Origin of the sequence: Allostella sp. (genome assembly GCF_041913585.1) — a bacterium.
Taxonomy (GTDB): Bacteria; Pseudomonadota; Alphaproteobacteria; order ATCC43930; family Allostellaceae; genus Allostella.
In genome coordinates, this window is record NZ_JAYSFE010000033.1 from 11,118 (window position 1) to 12,832 (window position 1,715).

Consider the following 1,715-nt stretch of genomic DNA (forward strand, 5'->3'; position numbering starts at 1 on the left):
TCGATCGCGACCGGCGGTACCGGCGGCGTCTACTATCCGCTGGGCGGCGGCCTCGCCAACGTCCTCACCAAGCATGTCCCCGGCTGGCAGGCGACCGCCGAGGTGACCGGCGGCTCGGTCGACAACCTGAAGCTCGTCGGCGCCGAGCGCGCCGAGATCGCCTTCACCATGGCCGATGCCGCGCTCGACGCGATCCAGGGCCAGGACAAGTTCAAGTCGGGCAAGCTCGACGTGACGGCGCTCGCCGTCCTCTATCCCAACCGGATGCACGTCGTGACGACGGAGAGCACCGGCATCAAGTCGATGAAGGACCTGAAGGGCCGCCGCGTCTCGACCGGCTCGCCCGGCAGCGCGACCGAGGTGATGGCGTTCCGGCTGATCGAGGCGGTCGGGCTCGACAAGGACAAGGACCTCCGGCGCGAGCGCCTGGGCGTCGCGGAATCGACCAACGCCATCAAGGACAACAAGATCGAGGCCTACTTCTGGGTCGGCGGCCTGCCGACCTCGGCGGTCACCGATCTCGGCGCCACGCCCGGCGTGAAGCTGAAGCTGATCGACCATGCGGACGCCGTCGACGCGATGAACAAGAAGTACGGCCCGCTCTATTCCCGGGGCGTGATTCCGGCGAAGACCTATCCCGGCCAGGACGCCGACAACCAGCAGGCCAACGTCTGGAACATCCTGGTCTCCAACCGGAAGATGCCGGACGACGTCGCTTACCAGGTGACCAAGGTCCTGTTCGAGCAGAAGGCCGAGATCGTCGCCGTCCACAAGGAAGCGGCCAGCTTCGACCTCGCCAATCAGAAGCAGGCGAATTCGCCAGTCCCGTTCCATCCCGGCGCGCTCAAGTATTACGCCGAGAAGGGCATCAAGGTCGGCGGCTGACGCCGCCGGCGCCGACGTCGGGTCCGGAAGGAAGCCCGGTTCGCGCGATCGAACCGGGCTTCCGCCTTTTCGCGGCCGGGGACGGCCAGCTCCGAGGACAGCATCATGGCGAAGCGCGAGCAGACTGAGGGCGCGGTGGTCGAGCCGGCCGTGGACGCGGAAGCCCTCCGCAAGGCCGAGGAGTTCATCGAGCAGGAGGAGGGGGCGACCAACCGCCTCGGCGGCTGGGTCGGCCGCGGGCTGACCGCGCTCGCCGTGACGATGTCGCTCTTCCACCTGTGGGCCGCCTACGACATCGTGCCGACGACGATCCTCCGGCCGGTCCATGTCGGCTTCGCCCTGGTGCTGATCTTCCTGATGTTCCCGGTGGCGGCGCGCTTCCGAAACCGCATCCAGGTCTGGGACGTGCTGCTCGCGGCCGCGGCGATCGCCACCATCTGGTACCTGATCCAGGGCGGCGACGACCTGACCGACCGGGCGAGCCTGCCCGAGCCGATGGACCAGTGGTTCGGCGTCGTCTTCCTGCTGCTGGTGCTGGAGGCGACGCGGCGCTCGACCGGCTGGATCATGCCGGCCGTCGCCATCGCCTTCGTCGCCTATGCGATGGCCGGCCCCTACCTGCCGCCGCCCTGGACCCATCGCGGCTACGACGTCGCCCGGCTGACCGGGCAGCTCTACATGACGCTGGAGGGCGTGTTCGGCACTGCCGTCGACGTCTCCTCCAGCCTCATCATCCTCTTCACCATCTTCGGCGCGGTGCTGCAGTTCTCCGGCGCCGGCAAGTTCTTCATCGACTTCTCGTTCTCGCTGATGGGCGGGCGGCCGACCAG

At 68.2% G+C, this 1,715-nt stretch carries 2 protein-coding genes; both read left to right on the forward strand.

The features are described 5' to 3' along the window. Window positions 1-885, forward strand: an 885-nt coding sequence (locus ACE3Q3_RS08690) for a TAXI family TRAP transporter solute-binding subunit (protein WP_374444582.1), incomplete at its 5' end; no start/stop codon positions are given. Window positions 886-990: 105 nt separating this feature from the next. After that, on the forward strand, window positions 991-1,715 hold a 725-nt coding region (locus tag ACE3Q3_RS08695), incomplete at its 3' end, for a TRAP transporter large permease subunit (protein WP_374444584.1).